This is a genomic window from Burkholderia sp. BC1 (genome assembly GCF_052683555.1).
On the sequence record NZ_JBQYLP010000058.1, the window covers coordinates 23202 to 36012 of the forward strand.

The following is a 12811-nucleotide window of genomic DNA, read 5'->3' on the forward strand; positions in this document are numbered from 1 at the left end:
AAAAATTTCGAACTTCTGTCGCGGTCCGTGGTCTTTCTTTACGGTACGCGGCTGGTGTTACCGGCGCGTCACCATTCTCCTCTTGTCGTTGTTGCTCCGGGGCCGAATTCGCCCCGGTTTTTTTTGCCCGCCGCTCCTCTGCTGCAACGCAGCATCGCGCCGCGCCGCCGCCCCGGCTGCCGAACCGCCGCGCGCCCGCGCCGGCGCCGCGCCTGCCCGGTCCGCGCCCCTGCTAGAATCGCAGTTTCCGTCGTTTTCCGCTGTTCCTCTACAGACCCTATGTCCGCATCCGACCTCACTTCCGTGCAGGCCGCGGCGCCGCAAGGCCGCCGCCAGATCCTCGTCACGTCCGCCCTGCCCTACGCCAACGGCCAGATCCATATCGGCCACCTGGTCGAGTACATCCAGACCGACATCTGGGTGCGGACGCTGCGAATGCACGGGCACGAGGTCTACTACATCGGCGCCGACGACACGCACGGCACGCCGGTCATGCTGCGCGCCGAGAAGGAAGGCCTGACGCCGAAGCAGCTGATCGAACGCGTGTGGGCCGAGCACAAGCGCGACTTCGACAGCTTCGGCGTGTCGTTCGACAATTTCTACTCGACCGATTCGGAAGAAAACCGCCAGTTGAGCGAGAAGATCTACCTCGCGCTGAAGGACAACGGGCTGATCGCCGAGCGCGAGATCGAGCAGGCGTACGACCCGGTCAAGGAGATGTTCCTGCCGGACCGTTTCATCAAGGGCGAGTGCCCGAAGTGCCACGCGAAGGACCAGTACGGCGACAGCTGCGAAGTGTGCGGCTCGACCTACCTGCCGACCGAGCTGCTGAACCCGTATTCGGTCGTGTCGGGCGCGACGCCCGTGCGCAAGACGTCGAAGCACTACTTCTTCCGCCTGTCCGACCCGCGCTGCGAGACGTTCCTGCGCGAATGGGTGAGCGGCCTCGCGCAGCCGGAAGCGACCAACAAGATGCGCGAATGGCTCGGCGACGCCGGCGAAGCCAAGCTCGCCGACTGGGACATCTCGCGCGACGCACCGTATTTCGGCTTCGAAATCCCCGGCGCGCCGGGCAAGTACTTCTACGTGTGGCTCGATGCGCCGGTCGGCTACTACGCGAGCTTCAAGAATCTGTGCGATCGCAACGGCATCGACTTCGATGCGTGGATCCGCGCCGGTTCGAGCGCCGAGCAGTACCACTTCATCGGCAAGGACATCCTGTATTTCCACACGCTGTTCTGGCCGGCGATGCTGCAGTTCTCGGGCCACCGCACGCCGACCAACGTGTTCGCGCACGGCTTCCTGACGGTCGACGGCGCGAAGATGTCGAAGTCGCGCGGCACGTTCATCACCGCGCAGAGCTATATCGACACGGGCCTGAACCCCGAATGGCTGCGCTACTACTTCGCCGCGAAGCTGAACGCGACGATGGAAGACATCGATCTGAACCTCGACGACTTCCAGGCGCGCGTGAATAGCGACCTCGTCGGCAAGTACGTGAACATCGCGAGCCGCGCGGCGGGCTTCCTGATCAAGCGCTTCGACGGCCGCGTGCAGGACAGCGCGATGAACCATCCGCTCGTCGCGAAGCTGCGCGAAGCGATTCCGCAGATCGCCGCGCACTACGAGGCGCGCGAGTACGGCCGCGCGCTGCGCCACACGATGGAACTCGCCGACGAAGTCAACGCCTACGTCGACGGCGCCAAGCCGTGGGAGCTCGCGAAGGATCCGGCCAACGCGGTCGCGCTGCACGAAACCTGCAGCGTGAGCCTCGAGGCGTTCCGTCTGCTGTCGCTCGCGCTCAAGCCCGTGCTGCCGCGCGTGGCCGAAGCGGTCGAGGCGTTCTTCGGCATCGCGCCGCTCGCGTGGGCCGATGCCGCGAAGCCGCTGTCGTCCGCGCAGCCGATCAAGGCCTACCAGCACCTGATGACGCGCGTCGACGCGAAGCAGATCGAAGCGCTGCTCGCCGCCAACCGCGATTCGCTGCAGGCCGACGCAACGGCCGCCGGCGGTGCGGGCGCCGCGGCCGCGAAGGGTGCGAAAGCCGCGAAGGCCGACGCGAAACCGGTCGCCGGGAAATCGGTCGCCGGGAAATCGGTCGCCGGGAAACCGGTCGCCGCGAACGGTGCCGACGACGCAACGATCTCGATCGACGATTTCGCGAAGATCGATCTGCGCATCGCGAAGATCGTCGCGTGCCAGGCCGTCGAAGGGTCGGACAAGCTGCTGCAGCTGACGCTCGACGTCGGCGAGGAGAAGACGCGCAACGTGTTCTCGGGGATCAAGTCCGCGTATCAGCCCGAGCAGCTCGTCGGCAAGCTGACGGTCATGGTCGCGAACCTCGCGCCGCGCAAGATGAAGTTCGGGCTGTCCGAAGGGATGGTGCTCGCGGCCTCGGCGACCGACGAGAAGGCCGAACCGGGGCTCTATATCCTCGAGCCGCACAGCGGCGCGAAGCCCGGCATGCGCGTGAAGTAAGCAGCGCGCCTCGCCCGCCCGAACCGCCCCGCACCGCCCGTGCGGGGCTTTTTTTCGTCGGTCGGCAGCGCGGGCCGGCGAGCGTGTTCTCAGCGCCGCCCGAACCAGCGATCGAAGCGCCGCGTGTAGTTGAGATCGACGCCCTGGAACGTGCCGCCGTACGCGGACACCGACCAGAAACGCGTCAGGTTGATCGTCGCCTTGAACGCGTTGCTCGCCGACTGCAGCCCCTGCTCGTAGCCGAGCACGAAGCGCTCGTTGATCGCCTTCGAGATCTGCACGACCTGCGGGTCGGTCAACCCGACGTCGCTGCGGCCGATCGAGAATTCGTCGAGCCCGAAGGTCTGCGCGACGCGCTTGCCGGTCGCGCTGCCGAGCAGCGCGAGCGCAGCCGTCATCGTGTTCTGCTGGCCGATGTTGTTGCCCTGATCGGTGCCGTGGCCGAACAGCAGCCACGACAGCTTTTCGTTGTCGGTCACGTTCGGCTCCGACACGAGCTTGACCGTCGGCGACTGGATCGTGCCCGTCACCTGCACGCCCGCTTCGACCTCCTGATTGCGCCGCATCGCGAGGATGTTGACGCCCGGATTCGACACCGGGCCGTTGAACGTGAAGAAGCCGTTCTCGATCGCGAGCTTGCGGCCGAACGACGTGTAGGTCGACCCTTCCGTCACGCGCACGTTGCCGATCGCGCGCAGCGGCACGCCCGGTGCGCTCATCACGGTGATCGTGCCGCGCAGGCCGAGATCGGCGCCGTGCCCCTTGAAGCGGAAGTTGTCGCCGAGGCCGATGTCGATGTTCGCGCGCGGCGCGAGCGACGGCGCGGGCTTGTCCGCGGCCTTTTGCGGCTTCGCGGCCGCGGTGCCGGTCTGCGTTTCGCCGCGCACGGTGCCGTCCGGCCGCACGATCACGACGTCGTCCGACAGATGCGGTGCCGATTCTTCCGGCAGATCGAACAGCGCGCGATCGACGACGAACTTTCCGTCGATCGACAGCGCGCCGCGCGGCCCGTCGTTGGCGACCGTCGCCTTGCCGGACAGCGACAGCTTGCGGTCCGGCGCCGCGAACAGTTCGAGCTTGTCCGCGACGATGCTCGCGGTCAGATCGGGCGCTTCGCCGTCCAGACGCACGCGGCCAAGCGCGCGCAGCGTGCCGTCGCCGCCGTGGAACTCGACCTGCTGGAATTCGACGAGGTTTTCCGCGAGCCGCACGCGCACGACGCCGTCCTTCAACTGCACGCCCTGATCGACGAGCGTCGCCGACAGATCGTCGCCGGTCAGCATCCCCGACACGTTGGGCTTCGCCGGCGTGCCGGCGACCGTCAGCTTCAGCGCGGCGCGCCCGCCGAGCAGGTAGCTCGGCCCGAACAGGTTGCCGGTCGCCTTCAGCGACGGTATGTCGGCGTCGATGCGGCCCGACAGCGGCCCGTCGTCGGCGACCGCGAGCACGCCGTCGCGCGGCGCAAGCGGCACCGCGACGTTCGCGTCGAGCGTGCCGATCCGGTTCGCCTTCGCGGCCGCGGTCACGTTCACACGGTTGCCGGGGCCGAACGCGGCGCGCGCCGACAGATCGGTCAGCCCGAGCGACGCGATCCCGCGGCCGGTCTCGATCGTCACGTCGCCGCCGCGGCGCTTCATCTGCAGATAGCCGGTCGCGGTCGCGCCGAGCGAGAAATCCCAGTCGGCATCGAGCACGACGTCGGTCCGCACCGGCGGACGCTCGCCCGTCAGTTCCTGGCGCACTTCGAGGAACCGCGCGACCGATGCGCCGCTCACCGCACCGGCCGAACGGATCTGGCCGTGGTCGAAGACGAACGACTTCAGGTCGATCGCCGCGCCTTCGAGCGTGAGGCGCGCCGCACCGAGCGTCACGCGGCCCGTGCCGGCCGACACGGTCAGCGGCGTCTGCAGCGCGACGGCCGGCGTGCCGCGGTTCGCGAGACGCGTGACCGTGCCGTCCCAGCGCATGCCGTCGCGGCCCTCGGTCACGCCGCCGTTCGCCGCGAGCGTCATGTCGATCACGCGGCCGCCGGCGGCGCCGAGCGCCGATGCGTCGAACGTATGCTTCGCGCGCGTGCCGTCGAGGTTCGCGCGCAACGACTTCAGCTGCAGCGAGCCGAGCGCGATATCGCTCGCGTCCGCGGTGAACACGAGCGCGCCGTGAGCGCCGTCGCGGATGTCGGCGCGGCCCTGCGCGACGCCGATCCGGTTCGACCCGACGACCACGTGCTCGGCCTTGTACGTGGCCGTCACGTTCGGGTGCGCGAAGCTGCCCGTCAGATCGCCCTGTGCCTGCACGAGCCCCTGCACGCCGAAGCCGAGCCGGTCGAGCTGCGGCGCATCGACGACGAAATTGAGCCGGTCGCCCGGCGCGCCGAAGCTGCCGTGCAGATCGACGCGGTTGCCGGCGATCGACAGATTCGCATTGCTCGGCAGGATGCGCGTGCCCGCGAGCTGCACGACGCCCGCGCCGGTCAGCGGCACGCCGTCGTAGACGCTGTCGCCGAGCTTGAACGTCGCCTTCGTCGACAGTTGCGGCGCAAACGCGCCCGATGCGGTCAGCGTGCCGTTCACGCGCGTGTCGCCGCGGCCGGTCGGCGCCTTGCCCTTCGCGGGCGCCTTGCCGGCACCCGCCTTCGGTGCGCTCGCGGCCGCGAGTAGCAGCGGATCGAACGCGGTCAGCGTGGCCTTCGCGTCGTAGCTCGAATGCGCGTCGTGACGGAACACGCCCGTGAGGTCGATCCGCCCCTTGCCGGCCGTCACGCGCGCCTCGCTGATCACCGTCTGCTGCGCGGTCAGCGCGACCTTCGCGCGCGCGCCGAGCGCGAGCTTCGGGTCGGTCAGGTCGAAATCGACCGTCGTCGCGTCGCCGGCAAGCGTCACGCCGAGCGGGCCACCGAGCCGCATCGGCCGCAGTGCGGCGACGAACGCGTTCAGATCGAGGTTCGCGACCTTCAGATCGAACCGGCCCTTGCCGCCGCTCAGCGTGCCGCCGCCCGTCACGCGCCCGTCGCGGATCAGCTTCAGCGCGAGTCCGTCGATGCGCTGCGCGTGCGCATCGAGATGCACGGTCGCGTGTGCGTCGACGACCGGCAGCAGATGATCGCCGAGCGTGCCGGGCTTCGCGTTGACGATCGACACCGGCCCCGTGACGGCAAAGCCGTGCGGCTGCGCGGCGCCGGCCGGCGCCGTCACCGGCTCGAGCGCGGCGCGCACCGCGAGATCGGCGGCCGGCGCGCTCGGCGAGATCGCCTTCGGGTTCACGTGATCGAACGCGAGCGACGCGCGCGTGAGCGGCACCGTGCCGAACGGCGCGGCCTCGACGTGCGCGCGTCCGTTGAGCTTCATCCCGCTCGCGTCGACGTCGGCGACCAGCGCCTCGAGCGAGCCCGACACGCGCGCGCGCGCATCGACCGGCTCGTCGGCGAACTTGCCCGCATAGGTCGCGTCGCCCGTCAGCGCGAACGGCTTCATGCCGTCGAGCTTCGCGCGCGCGGTCAGCGAGCCGTACGGCGTATCGACGCTGTCGAGCGCGAGTTCGTGATGGCGGCCGTCGCTGCGGCCGTTCAGCGCGATGCGATCGAGCTGCGTCGTCGAGGCGCCTTCGTGGATCGCCAGATGATCGATCCGCAGATCGCCGATCCGCAGCTGCAGCGGCAGCCGCAGATCCTGCGGCGCCGCGCTCGGCGTCGACGGGCCCGGCGCGATCCGCACGTCGATCGTCCCCGCGCGCAGGTAGGCGATCGACAGCCGCAGCGGCGCGCGCGTCAGCGCCCAGCGGCCGTCGAGGCGGTCGACGCGCACTTCGGTGCCCGCGCCGCCGGGGCTCGTCCACGCGACGTCGCGCAGCCGCACGCCGGTCGCGAGCGCGCCGCCCTCGAGCGTGCCGGCGAGCCGGCCGCCGAGCACGCGCACGGCCGCCTGCCACGCGAGCCGCGTGCCGCGCTCGGTCGTCGCTGCCGCGAACACGAGCGCGAGTGCGAGCACGACGAGCAGCACGAGCGCCACGAGCGTCCAGCCGGCGACCCGCAGCGCACGGCCGCGCCGCCGCGGGCGCGGCGGTTCGGCCGGCGCGCCGTCGGGCGAATCCGGATCGTGGGGCGGCGGCGTGTCGTGCGGGTCCTTCGTCATGCGGATCGTCGTCGGTGTAGCGGTTCGTTCAGAATGCGATGCCGAGCGTCAGGTACGGACGCACGCTGCGGTTGCGCAGCCCGTACGCGACGTCGACGTTGATCGGGCCGACCGGGCTGCGCCAGCGCGCGCCGATGCCGACGCCCGGATAGAACACCTTCTCGCCCCACGCATCGGTCGCGGTGCCGATGTCGAAGAACGTCGCAGCGCCCCAGTCGCGGTTGAACCAGTGCTGGTATTCGGCGGTGCCCGTCATCAGGTACTTGGTCGGCAGCACCGAGCCGTCGACGCTGTTGCCGATGCTCTGGTAGCCGTAACCGCGCACCGAGTTCGAGCCGCCCGCGCGGAACAGCAGCGACGCCGGCACCTGGGACGAGCTGCCGCTCGTGAACACGCCGCCGAGCTCGGCGCGGAACACGAACAGGTCGCGCTTGCCGATCGGCACGTACTGCTGGCCGCGCGCATAGCCGCGGATGAAGGTCTGGTCGGTCAGCACGCCCTTGATCGCGAAGCCGGCCTCCGCATGGATCAGGTTGCCGGAGCGCGGAAACAGCGGATCGTCGACGTTGCGGCGCGTCCATGCCCACTGCGGCACGAGCGCGCGGCTCGTGGTCGGGCCCGCGCTGTTCTGGTCGAGCCGGTCCTGATAGAACATCAGCGAGTACGCATAGTCGATGAACTGCCCGGTGCGCGTACGCTGCGCGCCGACGCGCGCACTGTAGATGCGCGTGTCCGACACGTTGGTGTTCGTGTACGACGCGAGCACGCTGTTGGTCCAGCCGCGTTCGCCGGGCGGCATCGACAGCTGGATCTGCCCGTACTGCTGGATCTGGTCGAGCCGGCCCGACACGGTGAGCGGCCATGCGGCGCCGAACGTATTGAGGTACGTGTACGAGCCCTGCACGTGCGGGCCCGTATCGGTCGCGTAGCCGACGCCGCCGCGTATGCTGTTGTACGGAAACTCGCTGACCTTCACATGTACGGGCGTGCGTTCGGGCTTGCTGACGTCGTCGCCGACGTCGATCGCGACGCTCGCGTAGTACGGCGTGTTCTGCAGCTGCCGCTGCAGTTCGTTGATGCGCTGCACGTCGTAGATCTCGCCTTCGGACAGCGGATTCACGTTCGTGACGATCCGCTCCGGATAGCGGCGCACGCCGTCGACGTCGACCTTGCCGATCGTAAACGTCGGGCCGCTGTCGAACGTGACCGCGAGCGCCGCGCGCTGCGTGCGCGGGTCGATCCGTGCTTCGGACGAGACGATCTTCGCGCCGAGGTAGCGGCGCGACTGCAGTTGCCGCAGCGCCGCGTTCTTCGCGCCGTCCCAGTCGGACTGCGTAAACGGGTCGCCCGTCTTCAGCGAGAACGCGAAACGCGTGGCGGCTTCCTGCTTCGGATCCTCGGTGTCGACGGGCCCCTTGAACGTCAGGTCGACCGACGACACGAAGGTCTGCGGCCCCGGATCGACGGCGACGCGCACGTCGCGCTTGCCGTCGCGCATGCGCACGTCGGTGCGCACGACCGGCGAGAAATAGCCGGCGGTCGCGGTCAGGTCGCGCACCTGCTGCGGCGTCGCGGTGACGAGGAAGTCGAACTGGTCGTCGGTGATGTCGTCGCGCTTGGCGAAGCGCGCGATGTCGAGATGCGCGCTCAGCAGCTTGCGGATCGCGCGCGGCGCGTCGATGTCGACCTGGTACCTGGCCTGCGCCGGCAGCGCGAAACAGGCGACGAGGCAGCCTGCGAGCGCGGCGCGTGCGGTTGCGCCGGCGCGGCGCGGTGCCGGATCGCGCGAGGCGCGGCGGGCCGCGTCATGCGCCGGATGTCGTTGCTGGTTCGCGTGCCCCGCCAAATATGACCTCGCCCTCGGTTGTCACGATTTCATGGAAAACCCTGTATTTGACCACAGGGTAGCGGCCGCGCCCGCGCGGACGCCGCTTTGATGCTTGGGCGCAACGACCGGTGCGCGCCGCGGGCCGCCCCGCACGCCGCGGCCGGCCCGCCGATTCGACGCGCGATTGACGCCGGCTGTTCCCCGCGATGCGGTAAAATCCCGCCATCGCAGAACCCGGCGCGTCGTGCGCCATGCCAACGGAAAGCCAAGCCATGCCGTACCAGTCCGACGTCACGCAATTCCTGAACCAGCTCAAGCAGCAGAAGCCGACGCTCGAAGAAGAGCAGCGCAAGGGCCGCGCGCTGCTGTGGGACAAGCAGCCGATCGACCTCGACGAGCGCGCCGAGCAGCAGCAGTCGCGCGTGAAGCAAACGCCGTACGTCTACTACCAGAACTTCTGACGACGTGAGCACCGCCGACGAGGCCAGCGCCGCCCGCGAGGACGACGCGGTCGCCGCGCCCGCGGGTGCCGATTCGACGCCCGACACGGTCGACGGCGTCGCGGCGTTCGCTCGCCTGTACGGCGAGCCGTTGTTCAAGCTGCCGCAGGATCTCTACATCCCGCCCGACGCGCTCGAGGTGTTCCTCGAAGCGTTCGAAGGCCCGCTCGATCTGCTGCTGTACCTGATCCGCAAGCAGAACTTCAACGTGCTCGACATCCCGATGGCGCAGGTCACCGCGCAGTATCTCGGCTACGTCGACCAGATCCGCGCGTCGAATCTCGAGCTGGCTGCCGAATATCTGCTGATGGCCGCGATGCTGATCGAGATCAAGTCGCGCATGCTGCTGCCGGTGAAGAAGGCCGATACCGGCGAGGAAGCGGAAGACCCGCGCGCCGAGCTCGTGCGCCGGCTGCTCGAGTACGAGCAGATGAAGCTCGCCGCGCAGCGCCTCGATCAGTTGCCGCAGCTCGGCCGCGACTTCCTGCGCGCCGAGGTCTACATCGAGCAGAGCATCACGCCGCGCTTCCCGGACGTGAACGCGGACGACCTGCGCGCCGCCTGGGCCGACGTGCTCAAGCGCGCGAAGCTCGTCCAGCATCACAAGATTTCCCGCGAGGAACTGTCCGTTCGCGAACACATGAGCCTGATCCTGCGCCGGCTGCAGAACGCGCGCTTCATGGAATTCGCGGATCTGTTCGACACGTCGCGCGGCGTGCCGGTCGTCGTCGTCAACTTCATCGCGATGCTCGAGCTCGCGCGCGAATCGCTCGTCGAAATCACGCAGGCCGAGCCGTTCGCGCCGATCTACGTGCGCCTCGCGTACCTGCCCGCGTAACGCGCGGCCGGCCGCGATCGGCGAAATAGCACGACCGTTCCCTTTTCGGTGCGTCCGCTGGCCAAATCCACTACAATCCGCCGACGCCCGCCGCGTGGTCTGCGCGCGGGCGCGTTTCACTCCGACCCCGACGCCGCCTGCCGCGGCGGCAACGCGCGCACGCGCGAGGAATTCGCTACCCGATCATGAAAGTCATCAGCTCGATCCAGGAACTGCGCGACCAGCTGCGCGGCCAGAACCGCACGGCGTTCGTGCCGACGATGGGCAATCTGCACGAAGGCCATCTGTCGCTGATGCGCCTCGCGCGCCAGCACGGCGATCCGGTCGTGGCGAGCATTTTCGTCAACCGCCTGCAGTTCGGTCCGAACGAGGATTTCGACAAGTATCCGCGCACGCTCCAGGACGACATCGAGAAGCTGCAGAAGGAAAACGTCTATGTGCTGTTCGCGCCGACCGAGCGCGACATGTATCCCGAGCCGCAGGAATACCGCGTGCAGCCGCCGGACGATCTCGGCGGCATTCTCGAAGGCGAGTTCCGGCCGGGCTTCTTCACGGGCGTCTGCACGGTCGTCGCCAAGCTGATGGCCTGCGTGCAGCCGCGCGTGGCCGTGTTCGGCAAGAAGGACTATCAGCAGCTGATGATCGTGCGGCGCATGTGCCAGCAGCTCGCGCTGCCGGTCGACATCGTCGCGGCCGAGACCGTGCGCGACACCGACGGCCTGGCACTGTCGTCGCGCAACCGCTATCTGTCGGACGCCGAGCGCAGCGAAGCGCCGGAACTCGCGCGTACGCTGCAGCGCGTGCGCGAGCGCGTGCTGGCCGGCGAACGCGACCTCGGCAAGCTGGAGCAGGACGCGCGCACGCATCTCGCGGGCCGCGGCTGGGCGCCCGACTATATCTCGATCCGCCGCCGCGCGAACCTGATCGCACCGAACGCCGCCGAACTCGACGCCGGCGAGCCGCTCGTCGTGCTCGCAGCCGCGAAGCTCGGCGCGACGCGCCTCATCGACAACCTGGAAATCTGACGGCCGCCGAGCGCCCCGTCACCACGCATCACGGAGACTTTATGCAGCGCCACATGCTCAAATCGAAAATCCATCGCGCGGCGGTCACGCACTGCGAGCTGCACTACGAAGGCTCGTGCGCGATCGACGAAGACCTGCTCGAAGCGGCGAACATCGTCGAGAACGAGCGGATCGACATCTGGAACATCAACAACGGCGAGCGTTTCTCGACGTACGCGATCAAGGGCGAGCGCGGCAGCGGGATGATCTCGCTCAACGGCTCGGCCGCGCGCCGCGCGCAGCTCGGCGATCTGGTGATCATCGCCGCGTTCGCGATGGTCGAGGAGGCCGAACTGCAGGCCGGCTGGAAGCCGAAACTCGTGTTCATCGACGAAGGCAACAAGATCAAGGGCCATCGTGATCACGTGCCGACGCAAACCTGGACCTGAGCGGTCCGCCGCAACGACGAAGGGCTGGATCTCCGCCACGCGCGGACATCCAGCCCTTTTTATTTTCGGCCGCGGCCGGCGTTCACGACGCCTTCGCGACCTTCGCCCCCTTCCCCGCGCTGCGCTCCGCCCATTCGACGATCGGCCCCCACTGCTCGAGATCCTTGTCGACGCGGCTTTTCGCGACGTCCCAGAGCGTCAGGCCGTGCGCGGCGATCTGTACGTAGTTCTGCGTGTCGCGCAGGTAGCCGAGCACCGGCAGCCCGAGCCCCTCGACGAAACGGTGGAGCTGGTCGGACGAACGCGTGCGCGCGTCGACGCGCATCCCGACGATGCCGACCTCGACGCTGCCCTTGCGGACGGCCTTCTCGGTCGCGAGGCGTTCGAGAAACTGCTGCGTCGCGAGAATATCGAACATCGACGGCTGCAACGGCACGATGACCTTGTCGGCCAGTTGCAGCGCGACGTTCAGCCGCGTGCCGTGCAGGCCGGCCGGCGTGTCGATCACCGCGTATTCGAGGCCGCGCGGCGGCTTCGACGGCGCGTCGGGATCGAGATTCCACGCCTCGATCGTCGGCAGCCCGGCCGGCCGCAGGTCGAGCCACGCATGCGCGGACTGCTGCCGGTCGAGATCGGCGAGCGCGACCCACGCGCCCTGCGCCGCGAAATAACCGGCAAGGTTGGTGGACAGCGTGCTCTTGCCGACGCCGCCCTTCGGATTCGCCACCACGATGACCGTCATGAATTCCCCCGAAAAAGCCGCGCGGCGCCGGTTGCATGGCCGGCGCCGCTCATTGCGGATACAGGGAGCGATGATATCGGTAAAACGGGTATCGCCGAAACGGGTTGCACCGATCCGCTGCCGGTACGCCTTGCCTATGTCGCTTACGCGCGTCGCGGTTCGGCGCCCGATGCGCCGAGCGCGAACGCGCCGCCACCGAGCAGTGCCTGCACGACGAGCGTCACCGCCCAGAACGCCGGGTATTCCCAGCCGCCGTGCGGCGCGCCGAAACTCCAGCCGTTCGGCAGATGCGCGGAGACCGCGCCGAGCATGAACGGCAGCAGCACGAGCGCGGCGAGCCGCACGCGCACGCCGGCAAGCAGCGCGAGGCCGCCCACGAGCTCGACGAGCGTCGTCAGATAGGCGAGCCAGCCCGGCAGGCCGATCGACGCAAAAAACTGCGCGGTGCCGGGCAGCGTGAAGACGAATACCTTTTGCGCAACATGCGCGAGATACAGCACACCGAGTGCGACACGCAGCAGCGTCGCGGCGAAATCGTTCAGGCGATCGGCATTCATGGCGGGTTCCTGTGAGAGTGAGTGATCGAATGGATTGCACTCTATTCGAAGCGATTTCCCGGATAAACGCGCCGTTTCGCTTTCACTCGTTCTCAATGGGAATTAATCGAGGTGCAGGGGCCACGGGGCATGGGCCGTGAGCCGTGAGTCGCGAGTCAGAACCGCGAGCCGCCGCTCGCCGGGCCGGGCCGGGCCTCGGCCGGGCCGAGCCTCCCAGGCCAAGCCTCGCCGGGCCAGATTGGGCCAGATTGGGCCAGATTGGGCCGGGTTGGGCCGGGTTGGGCC

At 68.7% G+C, this 12811-nt stretch carries 9 protein-coding genes; 5 read left to right on the forward strand and 4 right to left on the reverse strand.

From position 1 onward, the window contains the following. The first annotated feature begins 279 nt into the window (after positions 1–279). Positions 280–2478, forward strand: a complete 2199-nt coding sequence (metG, locus tag ACSHSS_RS23225) for a methionine--tRNA ligase (RefSeq protein ID WP_445545612.1) — start codon at positions 280–282, stop codon at positions 2476–2478. An 89-nt stretch (positions 2479–2567) separates the two neighbouring features. Here the strand turns inward: metG and ACSHSS_RS23230 are convergent, their stop codons facing one another. Both ACSHSS_RS23230 and ACSHSS_RS23235 read right to left on the reverse strand, forming a co-directional pair. Then, on the reverse strand, positions 2568–6608 hold the full coding sequence (locus ACSHSS_RS23230; RefSeq protein WP_445545613.1) for a translocation/assembly module TamB domain-containing protein: 4041 nt from the start codon (positions 6606–6608) through the stop codon (positions 2568–2570). Between the two features lie 28 nt (positions 6609–6636). After that, positions 6637–8454: an autotransporter assembly complex protein TamA gene (locus tag ACSHSS_RS23235; RefSeq protein ID WP_006398609.1), complete on the reverse strand. Its 1818-nt coding sequence runs from the start codon at positions 8452–8454 to the stop codon at positions 6637–6639. A gap of 254 nt (positions 8455–8708) precedes the next feature. Here ACSHSS_RS23235 and ACSHSS_RS23240 point away from each other — a divergent pair, with 254 nt between their 5' ends. The 4 genes from ACSHSS_RS23240 to panD all read left to right on the forward strand — a co-directional run bounded on the left by ACSHSS_RS23240 (position 8709) and on the right by panD (position 11227). Further along, a complete protein-coding gene (locus ACSHSS_RS23240) occupies positions 8709–8897 on the forward strand; it encodes a DUF3460 family protein (protein ID WP_006398608.1) in 189 nt (62 codons plus the stop codon). Between the two features lie 4 nt (positions 8898–8901). After that, positions 8902–9774, forward strand: a complete 873-nt coding sequence (locus ACSHSS_RS23245; RefSeq protein WP_006398607.1) for a segregation and condensation protein A — start codon at positions 8902–8904, stop codon at positions 9772–9774. A gap of 185 nt (positions 9775–9959) precedes the next feature. Beyond that, entirely contained in the window at positions 9960–10799 is an 840-nt protein-coding gene (gene panC / locus ACSHSS_RS23250; protein WP_006398606.1) for a pantoate--beta-alanine ligase, read from the forward strand. Positions 10800–10840: 41 nt separating this feature from the next. Beyond that, complete coding sequence (gene panD, locus ACSHSS_RS23255; protein WP_006398605.1) at positions 10841–11227, forward strand: aspartate 1-decarboxylase; 387 nt, start codon at positions 10841–10843, stop codon at positions 11225–11227. An 82-nt stretch (positions 11228–11309) separates the two neighbouring features. Here panD and ACSHSS_RS23260 read toward each other — a convergent pair whose 3' ends face one another. Then, the gene (locus ACSHSS_RS23260) at positions 11310–11969 is read right to left on the reverse strand and encodes a ParA family protein (protein WP_006398604.1); all 660 of its coding nucleotides are present in this window, start codon (positions 11967–11969) and stop codon (positions 11310–11312) included. A gap of 143 nt (positions 11970–12112) precedes the next feature. Further along, positions 12113–12526, reverse strand: coding sequence for a DoxX family protein (locus ACSHSS_RS23265; protein ID WP_006412596.1), 414 nt, complete (start codon positions 12524–12526; stop codon positions 12113–12115). Positions 12527–12811: the final 285 nt, after the last annotated feature.